Raw genomic sequence first — 16,075 nt, 5'->3', positions numbered from 1 at the left:
GCGGGGGCGTCCCGGGGGCCGCCACCCGTCGCGTGGCACCATCTGATCCCCCGGCCTAGCCTGAGAAGAAGTGCCGATACCGGCCCATGCCCGGAACGGGCGAAGGGGTGAGTTCCTTGAACGCCTCGCATGACCACCAGGACGGACTCGAGCCCCGAGTGGGGCCCGAACCCACAGGTGAACCGTTCTTCCACCCCTACCACCATCCCGCCGCGGGCTGGGGTGCGGCCAAGAGCGTGAGCCGGGTGCTCGTACGCGAACGTGCCCTCGTGGACGGACCACGGGCGATCATGCGTATGAACCACGAGAACGACGGCTTCGACTGCCCCGGATGCGCCTGGCCCGACGACACCAAAGGCCTGCACCTGGACATCTGCGAGAACGGCATCAAGCACGTCACCTGGGAGATGACCCCCAAGCGGGTCGGCCGCGACTTCTTCGCGGCCCATTCGGTCACGGAGCTCTACGACTGGAGCGACTACGCCCTGGAGGACCAGGGCCGGCTGACCGAACCGATGGTCTACGACCCGGAGTCGGACCACTACGTCCCGATCAGCTGGCACGACGCGTTCGGGCTGGCGGGCCGCACCCTGCGCGAGCTGGACAGCCCCCATCAGGCGTCGTTCTACACCTCCGGCCGCCTCGGCAACGAGGCCACCTTCCTCTACCAGTTGATGGCCCGCGAACTCGGTACGAACAACCTGCCGGACTGCTCCAACATGTGCCATGAGGCCAGCGGCCGCGCGCTGGACGCATCGCTGGGGACCGGCAAGGGGACCGTCGACCTCAAGGACTGGGAGACCACCGACGCCCTGTTCATCATGGGCGTCAACGCCGCCTCCAACGCGCCCAGGATGCTCACGGCCCTGGCCGAGGCGTACCACCGTGGCGCCCAGATCGTGCACATCAACCCGCTGGTCGAGGCGGCCGCCACGCGCACCATCGTGCCGCACGACTTCACGGACATGGCCCTCTTCAAGGCGACGCGGACCAGCACCCTGAATCTGCAACCGCGGATCGGCGGCGACATGGCCCTCATACGCGGCGTCGCCAAAGCGGTCCTGGAACAGGCCAAGACCGACCCCAAGGCGCTGGACCAGGAGTTCGTCGACCGCCACACCTCGGGCTTCGACGAGTACCGGGCTCTGTGCGAGGACACCCCCTGGGACGAGATCGAGCACCAGTCCGGGGTCGACCGCGACGAGATCCTCAAGGCGGCGCGTGTGTACCGGGACGCCGACCGGACCATCGTCAGCTGGTGCCTGGGCGTCAGCCAGCACGAACACGGCGTCGACACCGTCCGGGAGATCGTCAACCTCCTGCTGCTGCGCGGCAATCTGGGGCGCGAGGGAGCGGGACCGTCCCCCGTGCGCGGGCACAGCAACGTCCAGGGCAACCGGACCTGCGGCATCGACCACCGGCCCACCGAGGACTTCCTGGAGCGTCTCGCGGAGTTCTGCAAGATCGACCCGCCGCATGAGCACGGCCTGGACACCGTCGGCACCATCCAGGCGATGCACCGCGGCGACGTGAAGGTCTTCGTCGGCATGGGCGGCAACTTCGCCCTCGCCGCGCCCGACACCCCGTACACCTACGAGGCGTTGCGCCAGTGCGACCTCACCGTCCAGGTGAGCACCAAGCTCAACCGCAGCCATCTCGTCCACGGCCGGCGCGCGCTCATCTTGCCGTGTCTGGGCCGCACCGAAAAGGACCATCAGCGCCACGGCATCCAGAGCTCCTCGGTCGAGGACTCGATGAGCATGGTCCATCTGTCCCTCGGTATGAAGCGGCCCGCCTCGCGGCACCTGCTGTCCGAGCCGGCCATCATCGCCGGGATGGCCCGCGCCGCCCTGCCGGACAGCCGCACTCCCTGGGAGTGGTACATCGAGGACTACGACCGTATCCGCGACACCATGGCCCAGGTCCTGGACGGGTTCGAGGACTTCAACCGCAGGGTGCGGCTGCCGCTCGGCTTCCGGATCAAGCAGCCCGCCCGCGAACTGGTCTTCCTGACCCCGTCGGGCCGCGCCGAGTTCTCCAGCGCGCCCCTGCCCGACGTGATCCCCGCCCCCGGCACCCTGGCGCTGGGCACCATGCGCTCCCACGACCAGTGGAACACCACCATCTACTCCGACAACGACCGCTACCGCGGCATCAAGAACCTGCGCACGCTCGTCTTCATGAACAAGGACGACATGCGGGAGCGCGGCATCGCCGAGTTCGATCCGGTCGACATCACCAGCACGGCCAAGGACGGCAGCCACCGTCACCTCGACGGCTTCCTCGCCATTCCCTACGACATCCCCCGCGGCTGCGCGGCCGGCTACATGCCGGAGATGAACGTGCTGCTCGCGATCTGCGACTACAGCGCCCAGAGCGACCAGCCGCTCATGAAGCACGTCAAGGTCACCATCGCCCCCGCCACCTGAAGGGGCGGCGGGGGCGACCCGCGGTCAGGGTGAAGATCCGGATCGCCTCGTTCGGCCGAACGCCTCACCCCTGTTCGGCGGCCGCTTCCCGAAGGTCCTTGGCGCTGTGGTCCATCAGCTCGCCCAGGTCGTCCAGACCGGGATCGGTCTCCTTGGCGCGCGGCGCGACCTGCCGGAGGCACTCCGCCATGGCGAGCGCGAGCTCGACGGCCTTGTCCCGCTCCCCGTCACTGAGGAGTTCCTCGATCCGGAAGGCGATGCCGGCGACGGTCTCGTCGTCGGTCTCCGGGACCAGGTAACCCCGCAGGCCCGTCGGGTAGGGCGTCCGCTGCCGGAACTCACGCAACGCGTCGACCACGGCGGAGTTCTCGCTGAGCTGGTCGAGCAGCCCCATGAACACATACAACCGAGCCGCCAGCCGGGGCAGACCGGGGAAGCGGTCCAGCCAGACCGCCAGCTCGCGCTGACCGCCGAGATGGTCGGAGACCTGCGACATCGCCTCCGCGTACGTGTTGGACTGCGCCCAGTGGTAGGGCAACAGGCTCGCCACCTGCCGAGCCAGTTCCGTCTCCTGCTGCGGGGTGAGGGTGCCGGTGACGAAACCGCTGACCAGCGCACTGTCCAGGCCGAAACCGACCGGTGTCGAACGGTCCTTCGCGGTGTGCGACACGTCGTGACGCAGGCGCAACAGCTCGTCCTCGATCCTGCTCAGCAGTCTCTCCCGCATGCGTCCTCCCAGCCGTAGGGGCTTGCCGTGCCGATGGACGCTCCTTCCCGGCCGCACCCTGTGGGGCGCGCGGTACAGGGGAGCAGCCGACCGAAGCCCGCAACCAACACCATGCCGCCCGAAACCGGGGAACGCGCGCCTGGTGGCCCATGCGGGCTATGGGGCTCGTTCTCGCCAGGCGGTCCCGGTGCCGGACGTCCGCGTCGGCGGACACCCCGTAAGGATCTTGTGACCACCCGCTTCCACAGGCCGTTCACGTCGTTGATACGTACGGGGTGACCTGCCATGCGCGCCGGAGCCCTCACCCCGCCCCCTCTGAACAGTGGAGGAACTGACGTCGTGACCGTGTCGGAGACTGCGGTGGTGCCGGTGGAGGGCGGAGCGGAGGGGGGAGCGGAGGAGCAACAACCGGCGCGAGACGGGGCTTCAGCCGCCGGGAGAGCGCGCTCGGCGCACGAGGGGATTCTGCGCCGGCAGTCGGCGCGCGAATCGGCGGCGCGCACCTATGCGCGCGCCCTGCCGATCGTGCCGGTGCGGGCGCGCGGGCTCACTATCGAGGGCGCCGACGGGCGCCGCTACCTCGACTGCCTCTCGGGCGCGGGCACACTCGCCCTCGGGCACAACCATCCCGTCGTCCTGGAGGCCATCCGCAAGGTCCTCGACTCCGGGGCACCGCTGCATGTGCTGGACCTGGCCACGCCCGTCAAGGACGCCTTCATCACCGAGCTGTTCCATACGCTCCCGCCGGCCTTCGCCGACCGCGCGCGGGTGCAGTTCTGCGGTCCGGCCGGGACGGACGCCGTGGAGGCCGCGCTCAAACTGGTGCGCATCGCCACCGGCCGGAGCGGGATCCTCGCCTTCACCGGGGCGTACCACGGGATGACCGCGGGAGCACTGGAGGCCTCCGGAGGCGCGACCGACGTCCGGGTGACGCGCCTGCCGTATCCGCAGAACTACCGCTGCCCGTTCGGCGTCGGCGGTGAGCGCGGCGCCGAACTCGCCGCCCGCTGGACCGAGTCCGTCCTCGACGACACCAAGTCGGGCGTACCGCAGCCCGCCGGGATGATCCTCGAACCCGTCCAGGGCGAGGGCGGGGTGAATCCCGCGCCGGACGCCTGGATGCGTCGTATGCGGCAGATCACCGAGACCCGGTCGATCCCGTTGATCGCGGACGAGGTGCAGACGGGCGTGGGGCGCACCGGGCGGTTCTGGGCGGTCGAGCACAGCGGGGTGGTCCCGGACGTGATGGTCCTCTCCAAGGCGATCGGGGGCAGCCTGCCGCTCGCCGTCGTCGTCTACCGCGACGACCTCGACGTGTGGCAACCCGGTGCCCACGCCGGCACGTTCCGCGGCAACCAGCTGGCGATGGCAGCCGGCGCCGCGACCCTCGCCTACGTCCGGGAGAACCGCCTTGCCGAACGCGCAGCCTCGCTCGGCACCCGCCTGCTCGCCCGACTGCGTGCGCTGGCAGCGGAGTTCCCCTGCATCGGAGACGTACGCGGCCGGGGGCTGATGATCGGCATCGAACTGGTCGACCCCGACCCCGACCCCGCACCCGGACACAGGCCACCCGACCCTCCGGACGCCGCTCCCGCCCTGGCTGCCGCCGTCCGGCGGGAGTGCCTGCGGCGCGGCCTGATCGTCGAGCTGGGCGGGCGGCACGCGAGCGTGGTCCGGCTGCTCCCACCCCTGACGATCAGCGACGAGCAGACGAACGCGGTCCTGGACCGGTTCGCCGACGCGGTGGCCGCGGTCGCCAGGGAGCCTGCCCGCATCGCCCGGCCGTGACCCTCCACGCCGCACCCGGAGACCGGCACGAGAGCGCCCACGACTCCCCGCCCCCGGCCCCCGCCCTCCTCGGCACTCACCCGCGGCCCGTCGCCGCACGGGCTCGAACGACCCCAGGAACGCCCTTGAACGTCACACCCGCCTCCAACGCCGCCCCGCCCCCTCCCGAGCCGCTGACCAGCCGCACCGAGCCCCCCGATACCCCGCTGGGCCCGGCCGCCTTCCCCCGACAGAAACCGGCGGTTCCGGAAGCAGCCGCGGCAACCCCCCAGGCCGCGGTCCCAGCCCCGCTGCCCGACAGCGGTCGCGTCTCCGTGGCCAGGGAGTCGCGTGTCGTCACCGCAGACCCGCCCGAGCACCCCGACCCCCTGAAGCACCCCGACCCCTTGGAGCACCCCGACCCGCACAGGGCGGCCCAGGCCGCGACCGTCGAGAACCTGCTGCGCTGCTGGGTACGCGAGACAGACCTTGCCGCTCCCGCCGATGCCACCCTCCGGATCCCGCTGCCCGCCAGCGCCACCGCCCTCCACGTCCCGGTCCGCTACTGGTCCGCGACCGGCTGGCACCGCCTCGGCCCACCCCGCCTGGCGAACGCACCCGAGGGGGCACCGCCCGCCGACGCCGCGACCGTAGCGGCACTGCTGGCACGCGAGACGACCGCACAGCCTGCTCAGTACTCCGCACGAGACACCGCCCCCCAGCATGCGCAGCCCCCCGCCCCCGATCACACCGCCGACCTGGTGCGCCGGGTAGCCGACTCCGCGCACCGCACCGCGGCCTTCATCGCGGAGCACCGGGCTCGACCGGCGGACGCGGCCGACTTCTTTCTCTCCGCCGAGCAGGCGCTGCTGCTCGGGCACCCGATGCACCCCACGGCCAAGAGCCGCGAGGGCCTGTCCGACGCCGAGGCCCGGCTCTGCTCGCCCGAACTGCGCGGCACCTTCCCGCTGCACTGGTTCGCGATCGCACCCTCCCTTCTCGCCACCGAATCGGCCTGGACGGAACGCGGCCGATCCGTACCCGCCACCCAGCTGACCGAACGCCTCGCCGGTCCGGGTCTCCGCCTGCCCGAAGGCTTCGCCGCCCTGCCGCTGCACCCCTGGCAGGCCCGCGATGTCCTGCATCGCCCCGCGGTCAGGGCCCTGCTGGACGCCGGACTGCTCCGGGACCTCGGCCCGCACGGCGAACCCTGGCACCCCACCTCCTCCGTCCGCACCGTCTACCGCTCCGGCACCCCCGCGATGCTCAAGCTGTCGCTGGGCCTGCGCATCACCAACTCCCGCCGGGAGAACCTCCGCAAGGAACTCCACCGGGGCGTCGAGGTGCACCGCCTGCTGCGCAGCGGCCTCGGCAAGCAGTGGCGGTCCGCCCACCCCGGCTTCGACATCGTCCGCGACCCCGCCTGGCTCGCCGTCGACGCCATGGACGGCACCCCCGTGACCGGCCTGGACGTGATGATCCGCCACAACCCGTTCACCCCGGCGGACCGTGCGGCCTGCGTCGCCGGACTCGTCGCACCCGGATGCCATGCCCGGACCGCCACGGAGCAGCACCCCGCTCCGTCCTCCCGGCTGGCGGCGATCACCGCACGCCTCGCCGCGCGTACCGGACGCCCGCTCGGTGCCGTCGCCATCGAGTGGTTCCTGCGCTACCTCGCACTCGTCGTGCGTCCGGTCCTCTGGCTGGACGGCGAAGCCGGTGTCGCTCTCGAAGCGCACCAGCAGAACACCGTGCTCCTGCTGGACTCCGAGGGCTGGCCCGTGGGGGGCCGCTACCGGGACAACCAGGGCTACTACTTCCGCGCGTCCCGTCGCACCGAACTGGAAGCCCGGCTGCCCGGCATCGGCGAGTACAGCGACACGTTCGTCTCCGACGAGGTCACCGACGAACGCTTCGCCTACTACCTCGGCATCAACAATGTGCTCGGTCTCATCGGTGCGTTCGGCTCCCAGCGTCTCGTCGACGAGACGCTGTTGCTCGCCGCGTTCCGCCGCTTCCTCGCCGGGGCGGCCGCCGGCCCCGGCCGACTGCGCTCGTCCCTGCCCGCCCGCCTGCTCGACTCACCCGTCCTGCGGTGCAAGGCCAACCTGCTGACCCGGCTGCACGGCCTCGACGAACTCGTCGGCCCGGTCGACACCCAGTCCGTCTACGTCACCCTCACCAACCCCCTTCACTCCTGAGGAACATGCCCCACCCCGTCTTCTGAGAGGAGCGTCGTCGTGTCTGCCACCGACGCCAGCACCGACGCCGGCACCGCCTCCGCGCCAAGGAGGCCCCACACCGCCATGAGCCCCGCGTCTCGCGCCGAAACCGTCCCGGTCCCCAAGCCGGGCCCGGGCTCCGGCTTCGACAGCGAGGACACCCTCGACCTCCGGCTCCCCGACGGGTTCATGGCGCTGTGCGCGAAGGAGAAGACGAGCCGTGGCGGCCCAGCCGTGCCCACATCGGCCAAGGACCCGGGAGAGGCGCCCGCCGCACCCCACGCCCCCCTCGCCGTCCCCCAGGACGACGACCTTCTCGGCCGCCTCGCCGACTGGGGCCCGACGACCACCCCGGCCGGTGTCTTCCACCTCCTTCCCGTCCGTCTCGACCGTGATCTCCCCCTTCTCACGCGCTGGATGAACGACCCCACCGCCGCGGTCTTCTGGCAACTGGCGGGAGACGAAGCGGTGACCGAGCGGCACCTGCGCGCCCAGCTCGCGGGTGACGGACGCAGCGTGCCCTGCCTGGGCCTACTGGACGGCACGCCGATGAGCTACTGGGAGATCTACCGCGCCGACCTCGACCCCCTGGCCCGGCACTATCCCGCCCGCCCCCACGACACCGGCATCCACCTCCTGATCGGGGAGGTGGCCGCCCGAGGGCGCGGCCTCGGCTCCACCCTGCTGCGCGCCGTCGCCGATCTCGTCCTCGACCGGCGCCCTGCCTGTGCCCGTGTCGTCGCCGAACCCGACCTGCGCAACACACCCTCCATCGCCGCCTTCCTGAGCGCCGGCTTCCGGTTGTCCGCCGAGGTCGACCTGCCCGACAAACGGGCCGCCCTCATGGTCCGGGACCGGATCCTGCGCGATCTGCTGTAGCTGCTCTGTCACTTTGCGTAACGAGCCTCGCTCTGCGTGAGTTCCGAGCCGAGGAGTTTTTGTGCCGAGTCCGCCCGCTCGTCCCGCTCGGACCGTTCCGAGCGCCTGTCCCGCGTGGCTCACCGAACCATCGCGAACCCCCGCACCACCCATGGACGCCCCGTGCGCCGCGTCCTCGATCCCCCTCTTGTCAGTGCGGGGCCGTAGGGTGGTCGGGCTATGACGAAGCCCTCACTCCCCGAACTCCTGCATGCAGCCGTCGCAGCCGTCGGCGGCACGGAGCGCCCCGGCCAGGTGACCATGGCCCAAGCCGTCGAGGAGGCCATCGACGACGGCACCCATCTGCTGGTCCAGGCCGGCACCGGTACGGGCAAGTCGCTCGGCTATCTGGTGCCCGCGCTCGCGCACGGGGAGCCTGTCGTGGTGGCGACCGCCACCCTTGCGCTGCAGCGTCAGCTGGTCGAGCGAGACCTGCCGCGCACGGTGGAGGCGCTGCATCCGCTGCTGCGCCGCCGCCCGGAGTTCGCGATGCTCAAGGGCCGGTCGAACTACCTGTGCCTGCACCGACTGCACGAGGGCGTGCCCCAGGACGAGGAGGAGGGCCTCTTCGACCAGTTCGAGGCCGCCGCGCCCAGCAGCAAGCTGGGCCAGGACCTGCTGCGGCTGCGCGACTGGTCCCAGGAGACGGAGAGCGGCGACCGCGACGACCTCACCCCGGGAGTCTCCGACCGCGCCTGGGCCCAGGTGTCGGTGTCGTCCCGGGAGTGCCTCGGCGCCTCGAAGTGCGCCTACGGAGCCGAGTGCTTCGCCGAGACGGCCCGTGAGCGCGCCAAGCTCGCCGAGGTGGTCGTCACGAACCATGCGCTGCTCGCGATCGACGCCATCGAGGGCGCGCCGGTCCTCCCGCAGCACGAGGTGCTGATCGTCGACGAGGCCCATGAACTGGTCTCCCGGGTCACGGGTGTCGCCACCGGTGAACTCACCCCCGGCCAGGTCAACCGCGCGGTGCGCCGCGCCGCCAGGCTCGTCGACGAGAAAGCCGCGGACCAGCTCCAGACCGCCGCCGAGGGCTTCGAGCGGTTGATGGAGCTGGCGCTGCCGGGCCGTCTGGAGGAGATCCCGGAGGACCTCGGATACGCCCTGATGGCGTTGCGCGACGCCGCCCGTACGGTGATCTCGGCGCTCGGCAACACCCGCGACCGATCGGTCCAGGACGAGGACGCTGTCCGCAAGCAGGCGCTGGCCTCGGTGGAGACCGTGCACGAGGTGGCGGAGCGGATCACCAACGGCTCCGAGTGGGACGTCGTCTGGTACGAGCGCCATGACCGCTTCGGCGCGTCCATTCGGGTCGCCCCGCTGAAGGTGTCGGGGCTCCTCAGGGAGAAGCTCTTCGCGGACCGCTCGGTGATCCTGGCCTCCGCCACGTTGAAGCTGGGCGGCGACTTCAACGGGGTGGCGGGCTCCCTGGGCCTCGCTCCCGAGGGCACGGAGGGGGAGGACCTGCCGAAGTGGAAGGGCATCGACGTCGGCTCGCCCTTCGACTATCGGAAGCAGGGCATCCTGTATGTCGCGAAGCATCTGTCACGTCCCGCGCGGGACGGCGACCGCGCGGACATGCTGGACGAGCTGACGGAGCTGGTCCAGTCGGCGGGCGGCCGCACGCTGGGCCTGTTCTCGTCGATGCGGGCCGCCCAGCTCGCCGCCGAGGACCTGCGCACCCGCATCCCGGAGTTCCCGATCCTCCTCCAGGGCGAGGAGACGCTCGGCGAGCTGATCAAGAACTTCGCGGCCGACCCGAAGACCTCCCTGTTCGGCACGCTCTCGCTCTGGCAGGGGGTCGACGTCCCCGGACCCAGCTGTCAGCTGGTCGTCATGGACAAGATCCCCTTCCCCCGCCCCGACGACCCGCTGATGAGCGCTCGCCAGAAGTCGGTGGAGGACGACGGGGGCAACGGCTTCATGGCCGTGGCCGCGACGCACGCCGCGCTGCTGATGGCGCAGGGCGCCGGCCGCCTCGTACGGGCCACCGGGGACCGCGGGGTGGTCGCCGTGCTGGACCAGCGGCTCGCCACGGCCCGCTACGGCGGCTTCCTGAAAACGTCACTTCCCGACTTCTGGTACACGACGGACCGTAACCAGGTGCGCAGATCGCTGGCGGCGATCGACGCGGCGGCAAAGGCACAGGACGCGTGACATCGGGCCGGTGCGGTTCGGCGAGCAAGCCCGGTCCGCATCGGTCCGTGTGTCGGCCAGGCGCAGGGGTCCCCGGACAGCACAGGGCCCCGGAACCGGCGCAGGGGTCCCGGGGCCCGGATCATGGGGGCGTCCGAAAGGGGCCGCCCGCCGCGACGGTGTCACACGCGCCGCAGCACCGCCACCACCTTGCCGAGGATCGTCGCCTCGTCGCCCGGGATCGGCTGGTAGGCGGAGTTGTGGGGGAGGAGCCAGACATGGCCGTCCTCGCGCTTGAAGCGCTTGACCGTGGCCTCGCCGTCGAGCATGGCCGCGACGATGTCGCCGTTCTCGGCGACGGGCTGGCGGCGGACCGTGACCCAGTCGCCGTCGCAGATCGCGGCCTCGATCATGGAGTCGCCGACGACCTTCAGGACGAACAGCTCACCGTCGCCCACGAGCTGCCGCGGGAGCGGGAAGACATCCTCCACGGACTCCTCGGCGAGGATGGGGCCGCCGGCGGCGATACGGCCGACCAGCGGGACGTAGGACGCGGCGGGCTTGCCCGCGGTGTCGGTGGGCTGCACGGAGGATGACTGGTCGGAGCCGCGCACCTCGTACGCGCGCGGGCGGTGCGGGTCGCGGCGCAGGAAGCCCTTGCGCTCCAGAGCCATCAGCTGATGTGCCACCGAAGAGGTGCTGGAGAGGCCCACGGCCTGGCCGATCTCACGCATCGACGGCGGGTAACCGCGCCGCTGCACGGAATCCCGGATGACCTCGATCACCCGGCGTTGTCGGTCGGTCAGTCCGGAGCTGTCGGCCCGGATGCCTGGAGGCCGGCCGGGTAGAGACCTCTTGGGCCCCTCTGGGTTCGTGGCTTCGTTCATGGCGTGCACCGGCTCGAGTCGGCCCTGGGAGCGGTCCTGGCCAGTGATGGTGGCACTGTCTGCGGTGGTGGTCACGTCGGCCCCTCTCGATGGTCTCCCGTGCAGCACAACGGTAGTTGCTTTCGAAAGGTTGCGCCAAACACACGTTCGAGTGAAAAACGGCGAATTACCTGACGTGATCGGGTCTCGCGGTGTATGGCCTATGCCGCTCCCCGGGGTCTCCCGGTTCGGGGTCGAGCCAGGAGTGCGGAGAGGGCAAAAGCGCTCATTGCTGTACTCTTCACCGCCGGAGCGAAGACCTTGTGGGCCGCCGCGGGCAGGTGCCCAGTCTGCCACCCGGCACCCCGTCCGCCGTGTACCGGCCCCTCTTCTCCATGTGGCGTCCACCGTATCCACGCATGGCCTGATCCGGCGTGGTCCTGTGGCATGTGCCAATCCGCCCCTGGAGGGCGTGTCGCCGCCAAATGTGCGAGCTGATCGCTACATGTAGTGGTTGGATTGCGACAGTGGCCCAGAAGTTGTGGTCCCCCCGGTCTTCGGGCCTCGGGCGATCGCCTATGCTTGGGGCTGCTTCGAGGGGCCCGTGAGGCCTGCGAGGTCAATGAGTCGTGCTGAAAAGGAGGGTTGGAGCCATGCACTGCCCCTTCTGCAGGCACCCCGACAGCCGCGTCGTCGACAGTCGTACGACCGATGACGGCACGTCCATCCGCAGGCGCCGCCAGTGCCCCGACTGCTCCCGTCGTTTCACGACCGTGGAGACGTGCTCGCTCATGGTGGTGAAGCGGTCCGGAGTCACCGAGCCCTTCAGCCGCACCAAGGTCATCAACGGCGTGCGCAAGGCGTGCCAGGGGCGGCCTGTCACCGAGGACGCCCTGGCCCAGCTCGGCCAGCGGGTCGAGGAAGCGGTGCGGGCCACCGGGAGTGCCGAGCTGACCACCCACGACGTGGGGCTGGCCATACTCGGACCCTTGCAGGAGCTCGACCTCGTCGCCTACCTGCGGTTCGCGAGCGTCTACCGGGCGTTCGACTCGCTGGAGGACTTCGAGGCCGCCATCACGGAACTCAGGGAGCAGCAGCGGGAGCGCCCCGCCGTGGGTGACGGCCACGAGAACCCTGTCGCGGAGCGCCGAGGAACCGACCGCGGGTCCGGAGGGACGGCCGACGTCCCCGTGCCCGCCATCGCCGCCGACTGACGGGAGGGCCGGTGGATACCGGCCCCGTCGGCGGCGCACACAGACCCGTCACGCGCGCCCGCGTGCGACGTGCGTGACAAGCAGACACAACACCGTGCCCGGGAAGAAAATGGGCACTTCAGGGCGTTTTGCCCGGTATAGGGAGGCGGCATGACAGAGACGGCGAGCGGTCCGGCACGAGGTTCCCGAGCGAAGGGCGCCAAGGTCACCAAGGGACTGCGTATCGAGCGCATCCACACCACCCCCGGCGTGCACCCGTACGACGAGGTCGAGTGGGCGCGCCGTGACGTCGTCATGACCAACTGGCGCGACGGCTCGGTCAACTTCGAGCAGCGTGGCGTCGAGTTCCCCGACTTCTGGTCGGTGAACGCGGTCAACATCGTCACCAGCAAGTACTTCCGCGGTGCCGTCGGCACCCCGCAGCGCGAGACCAGCCTCAAGCAGCTGATCGACCGCATCGTGAAGACGTACCGGAAGGCCGGTGAGGACTACAAGTACTTCGCCTCGCCCGCCGACGCGGAGATCTTCGAGCACGAACTGGCGTACGCCCTCCTGCACCAGATCTTCAGCTTCAACAGCCCTGTCTGGTTCAACGTCGGCACCCCCCAGCCCCAGCAGGTCTCCGCCTGCTTCATCCTGTCCGTCGACGACTCCATGGAGTCGATCCTCGACTGGTACAAGGAAGAGGGCATGATCTTCAAGGGCGGCTCCGGCGCCGGCCTGAACCTCTCCCGGATCCGTTCCTCCAAGGAACTGCTCTCCTCCGGCGGCAACGCCTCCGGCCCGGTCTCCTTCATGCGCGGCGCCGACGCCTCCGCAGGAACGATCAAGTCCGGCGGTGCCACCCGCCGCGCCGCGAAGATGGTCATCCTGGACGTCGACCACCCGGACGTCGAGGACTTCATCGAGACCAAGGTCAAGGAGGAGGAGAAGATCCGCGCCCTCCGCGACGCGGGCTTCGACATGGACCTCGGCGGAGACGACATCACCTCCGTCCAGTACCAGAACGCCAACAACTCGGTCCGCGTCAACGACACCTTCATGAAGGCCGTCGAGAGCGGCGGCCAGTTCGGCCTGCGTGCCCGTATGACCGGTGAGGTCATCGAGGAGGTCGACGCCAAGACGCTGTTCCGCAAGATGGCCGAGGCCGCCTGGGCCTGCGCCGACCCGGGCATCCAGTACGACGACACGATCAACCACTGGCACACGTGCCCGGAGTCCGGCCGGATCAACGGTTCGAACCCGTGCAGCGAGTACATGCACCTGGACAACACGTCCTGCAACCTCGCCTCGCTGAACCTGATGAAGTTCCTGAAGGACGACGGCAAGGGCAGCCAGTCCTTCGAGGTCGAGCGCTTCGCCAAGGTCGTCGAGCTGGTCATCACCGCGATGGACATCTCGATCTGCTTCGCGGACTTCCCGACCCAGAAGATCGGCGAGAACACCCGCGCCTTCCGCCAGCTCGGCATCGGCTACGCCAACCTCGGCGCCCTCCTCATGGCGACCGGCCACGCGTACGACTCCGACGGCGGCCGCGCCCTGGCCGGCGCCATCACCTCCCTGATGACCGGCACGGCGTACAAGCGCTCCGCCGAACTCGCCGCGGTCGTCGGCCCGTACGACGGCTACGCCCGCAACGAGCAGCCGCACCTGCGCGTCATGAAGCAGCACGCCGACGCCAACGCCACGGCCGTCCGCATGGACGACCTGGACACCTCGGTGTGGGCCGCCGCCACGGAGGCCTGGCAGGACGTGCTCCGGCTCGGCGAGAAGAACGGCTTCCGCAACTCCCAGGCGTCCGTCCTCGCGCCGACCGGCACCATCGGTCTCGCGATGTCCTGCGACACCACCGGTGTCGAGCCGGACCTGGCGCTGGTCAAGTTCAAGAAGCTGGTCGGCGGCGGCTCGATGCAGATCGTCAACGGCACCGTGCCGCAGGCGCTGCGCCGCCTCGGCTACCAGGAGGAGCAGATCGAGGCGATCGTCGCCCACATCGCCGAGCACGGCAATGTGATCGACGCGCCGGGCCTCAAGCACGAGCACTACGAGGTCTTCGACTGCGCCATGGGCGAGCGCGCCATCTCCCCGATGGGCCACGTCCGGATGATGGCCGCGATCCAGCCGTGGATCTCCGGCGCCATCTCCAAGACGGTCAACATGCCGGAGACGGCGACCGTCGAGGAGGTCGAGGAGATCTACTTCGAGGCCTGGAAGCTGGGCATCAAGGCGCTCGCGATCTACCGCGACAACTGCAAGGTCGGCCAGCCGCTCTCCGCCAAGAAGAAGGAGACCGCGCAGGAGAAGACCGAGGAGCCCGCCGCCGTCGAGCCCAAGGTCGAGAAGGTCGTCGAGTACCGTCCGGTGCGCAAGCGCCTCCCGAAGGGTCGTCCCGGCATCACCACCTCCTTCACCGTCGGCGGTGCCGAGGGCTACATGACGGCCAACTCCTACCCGGACGACGGTCTGGGCGAGGTCTTCCTGAAGATGTCCAAGCAGGGCTCGACCCTCGCGGGCATGATGGACGCCTTCTCCATCGCCGTCTCGGTGGGCCTGCAGTACGGCGTGCCGCTGGAGACCTACGTCTCGAAGTTCACGAACATGCGGTTCGAGCCGGCCGGTATGACGGACGACCCGGACGTGCGGATGGCGCAGTCGATCGTCGACTACATCTTCCGCCGTCTCGCGCTGGACTTCCTGCCCTTCGAGACGCGCTCCGCGCTCGGCATCCACTCCGCCGAGGAGCGTCAGCGCCACTTGGAGACCGGCTCCTACGAGCCCTCCGAGGACGAGGTCGACGTCGAGGGCCTGGCCCAGTCGGCGCCGCGCGCCCAGGAGTTGAAGGCGGTCGCGACCCCCAAGGCCGAGGCCGTGACGGCCGAGCCGGCCCCGAAGCAGGCGCACACCAGCGCCGAGCTGGTGGAGATGCAGCTGGGCATCCAGGCGGACGCCCCGCTCTGCTTCTCCTGCGGCACGAAGATGCAGCGGGCGGGTTCCTGCTACATCTGCGAGGGCTGCGGCTCGACGAGCGGCTGCAGCTGATCTGAGCGCCTGAAGGGCGGCACGGCCGATGGTCGTGCCGCCCTTCGGCGTCGAGGTGTCGAGGACTGCCCTCCGGGGGAGCTCCCCGGGAAGTCGCAGAGACGGCTCAGGAAGTGCGGGATCCGCCCATGACGTGGGCGAAGCCCTCCGGATCCGTGTCGTATCCGGTCAGTCCCGGGTGGAACGTCCACTCGCCCGAGCCGTCGCGGACGAACTCGGCCACCGTCGCCGCCGTCGCACCCAGGGCGCCCGCGAAGTCGTCCTCGGCGAGCACGGTGTACCCCTCGCGCAGCCGCACCGCCGGGTTCAGGACGTCGACGAACGTCTTGTGTCCGGTGCGCTGCTGGATCACGACCCCGGCCACCACGCGCGCGTACCGGCTGTCGAGCCGGTAGAGCTCGAGCGTCATGGCCTCGTCCCAGCCGAAGCCCTTGCCGTCCAGGCTGTCGCGGTTGAGATAGATCGTGCCGTCGGGGGAGCGGCTGTCGAAGTGCACCACATAGGCGGGGGCACCATAAGGATCGTCCGCCAAGTAGGTCGCGGCAATGAGGTCGAGATCGGTGGGCGACTGTCCGTTCGGACTGGGGTCCCACTTCAGTGCCAACTCGACCTTGCTGATGCCCTTGTTGAGACCGGTCATCTCTCTCATCCCTCCCCGTCACTACAGCCTCGCGCGAACTTCGTTGCGCCAAGGCCCAGTTGTCCATTGTGCCTCGTGCGCCGGGGCGCTCGGCGGGGTGCACTCCACCGGAGAGTGACC

At 70.2% G+C, this 16,075-nt stretch carries 10 protein-coding genes; 7 read left to right on the top strand and 3 right to left on the bottom strand.

The features are described 5' to 3' along the window. Positions 1 to 86 precede the first annotated feature (86 nt). Entirely contained in the window at positions 87 to 2,429 is a 2,343-nt protein-coding gene (locus AB0L95_RS03730) for an FdhF/YdeP family oxidoreductase (protein ID WP_365156262.1), read from the top strand. 64 nt (positions 2,430 to 2,493) lie between these two features. Here AB0L95_RS03730 and AB0L95_RS03725 read toward each other — a convergent pair whose 3' ends face one another. Next, complete coding sequence (locus AB0L95_RS03725; protein WP_365156259.1) at positions 2,494 to 3,156, bottom strand: hypothetical protein; 663 nt, start codon at positions 3,154 to 3,156, stop codon at positions 2,494 to 2,496. Between the two features lie 462 nt (positions 3,157 to 3,618). Between AB0L95_RS03725 and AB0L95_RS03720 the strand changes: the two genes are divergently transcribed. The 4 genes from AB0L95_RS03720 to AB0L95_RS03705 all read left to right on the top strand — a co-directional run bounded on the left by AB0L95_RS03720 (position 3,619) and on the right by AB0L95_RS03705 (position 10,217). Next, positions 3,619 to 4,944 carry a diaminobutyrate--2-oxoglutarate transaminase family protein gene (locus AB0L95_RS03720; protein WP_365156517.1) on the top strand — a complete coding sequence of 442 codons (1,326 nt, stop codon included), beginning with the start codon at positions 3,619 to 3,621 and terminating at the stop codon, positions 4,942 to 4,944. Positions 4,945 to 5,312: 368 nt separating this feature from the next. Continuing rightward, a complete protein-coding gene (locus AB0L95_RS03715) occupies positions 5,313 to 7,124 on the top strand; it encodes an IucA/IucC family protein (protein WP_365156514.1) in 1,812 nt (603 codons plus the stop codon). A 105-nt stretch (positions 7,125 to 7,229) separates the two neighbouring features. After that, a complete protein-coding gene (locus AB0L95_RS03710; protein ID WP_365156256.1) occupies positions 7,230 to 8,024 on the top strand; it encodes a GNAT family N-acetyltransferase in 795 nt (264 codons plus the stop codon). Positions 8,025 to 8,243: 219 nt separating this feature from the next. Continuing rightward, positions 8,244 to 10,217: an ATP-dependent DNA helicase gene (locus AB0L95_RS03705; RefSeq protein ID WP_365156253.1), complete on the top strand. Its 1,974-nt coding sequence runs from the start codon at positions 8,244 to 8,246 to the stop codon at positions 10,215 to 10,217. Positions 10,218 to 10,378: 161 nt separating this feature from the next. Here the strand turns inward: AB0L95_RS03705 and lexA are convergent, their stop codons facing one another. Further along, positions 10,379 to 11,158: a transcriptional repressor LexA gene (gene lexA / locus AB0L95_RS03700; RefSeq protein ID WP_365156250.1), complete on the bottom strand. Its 780-nt coding sequence runs from the start codon at positions 11,156 to 11,158 to the stop codon at positions 10,379 to 10,381. A gap of 557 nt (positions 11,159 to 11,715) precedes the next feature. Between lexA and nrdR the strand changes: the two genes are divergently transcribed. Both nrdR and AB0L95_RS03690 read left to right on the top strand, forming a co-directional pair. Then, positions 11,716 to 12,276, top strand: a complete 561-nt coding sequence (nrdR, locus tag AB0L95_RS03695; RefSeq protein WP_365156247.1) for a transcriptional regulator NrdR — start codon at positions 11,716 to 11,718, stop codon at positions 12,274 to 12,276. Positions 12,277 to 12,426: 150 nt separating this feature from the next. Beyond that, entirely contained in the window at positions 12,427 to 15,315 is a 2,889-nt protein-coding gene (locus tag AB0L95_RS03690) for a vitamin B12-dependent ribonucleotide reductase (RefSeq protein ID WP_365156244.1), read from the top strand. A 106-nt stretch (positions 15,316 to 15,421) separates the two neighbouring features. Here the strand turns inward: AB0L95_RS03690 and AB0L95_RS03685 are convergent, their stop codons facing one another. Continuing rightward, positions 15,422 to 15,964, bottom strand: a complete 543-nt coding sequence (locus AB0L95_RS03685; RefSeq protein WP_365156241.1) for a TerD family protein — start codon at positions 15,962 to 15,964, stop codon at positions 15,422 to 15,424. Positions 15,965 to 16,075 lie beyond the last annotated feature (111 nt).

Source organism: Streptomyces sp. NPDC052036, assembly GCF_040680495.1.
Taxonomy (GTDB): Bacteria; Actinomycetota; Actinomycetes; order Streptomycetales; family Streptomycetaceae; genus Streptomyces.
Note: the sequence above shows the minus strand (reverse complement) of the source record. Positions and strands in the feature narration are given on the sequence as shown.

Excerpts from the sequence above, each read along its gene's own strand:
- AB0L95_RS03730 (WP_365156262.1), top strand. The coding sequence starts at position 87 with ATGCCCGGAACGGGCGAAGGGGTGAGTTCCTTGAACGCCTCGCATGAC.
- AB0L95_RS03725 (WP_365156259.1), bottom strand. The coding sequence starts at position 3,156 with ATGCGGGAGAGACTGCTGAGCAGGATCGAGGACGAGCTGTTGCGCCTG.
- AB0L95_RS03710 (WP_365156256.1), top strand. The coding sequence starts at position 7,230 with ATGAGCCCCGCGTCTCGCGCCGAAACCGTCCCGGTCCCCAAGCCGGGC.
- AB0L95_RS03685 (WP_365156241.1), bottom strand. The coding sequence starts at position 15,964 with ATGAGAGAGATGACCGGTCTCAACAAGGGCATCAGCAAGGTCGAGTTG.
- AB0L95_RS03705 (WP_365156253.1), top strand. The coding sequence starts at position 8,244 with ATGACGAAGCCCTCACTCCCCGAACTCCTGCATGCAGCCGTCGCAGCC.
- AB0L95_RS03690 (WP_365156244.1), top strand. The coding sequence starts at position 12,427 with ATGACAGAGACGGCGAGCGGTCCGGCACGAGGTTCCCGAGCGAAGGGC.
- nrdR (WP_365156247.1), top strand. The coding sequence starts at position 11,716 with ATGCACTGCCCCTTCTGCAGGCACCCCGACAGCCGCGTCGTCGACAGT.